Origin of the sequence: Microbacterium sp. JC 701, assembly GCF_021026215.1 — a bacterium.
Classification (GTDB): domain Bacteria; phylum Actinomycetota; class Actinomycetes; order Actinomycetales; family Microbacteriaceae; genus Microbacterium; species Microbacterium algihabitans.
In genome coordinates this window covers 1-503 of the sequence record NZ_JAJNCV010000008.1, presented here as the reverse complement: position 1 = coordinate 503, position 503 = coordinate 1, and the positions used below count along the sequence as shown (strand labels likewise).

Annotated in this window: 1 protein-coding gene; it reads right to left on the bottom strand. The window is 65.4% G+C overall.

The features are described from left to right. Positions 1-58 precede the first annotated feature (58 nt). Positions 59-503, bottom strand: a 445-nt coding sequence (locus LPW41_RS17185) for a beta-eliminating lyase-related protein (RefSeq protein ID WP_230705461.1), incomplete at its 5' end; no start/stop codon positions are given.

The following is a 503-nucleotide window of genomic DNA, read 5'->3' as shown; positions in this document are numbered from 1 at the left end:
TATCGGGCCTGCGCGCCGGGTATAGGGGATAAAGGCGATTGAATCAAGCAATTCGACGTCAATTGCCGCTCATGTTCCCGGCGAATTCGGCGAAGGCACGTACCACCATCGGCAGGTGCTCGTCGTGCACGTCGAGATGGGTCACCAGACGCAGCCGTGCCGAAGGGGTCAGCCGGCTGCCACGCGTCGAACAGAACTCCGCCAATGCCGCAGCCCTGTCACCCACCGTCACATAAACCATGTTGGTTTGCACGGGCTCGACCGCGAAGCCAAGCGCGGCCAGCTCCTTTCCGAGCCACTGGGCTCGACGATGATCCTCGGCGAGCCGAGCGACGTTGTACTCCAGCGCGTAGAGCCCGGCGGCGGCGAGCACGCCAGCCTGGCGCATGCCACCGCCGACCATCTTGCGCAGGCGCCGCGCCTTGCCGATGAATGCCTCGCCACCGCAGAGCACCGACCCCACCGGCGCACCGAGCCCCTTGGACAGACACACCGAAACCGTA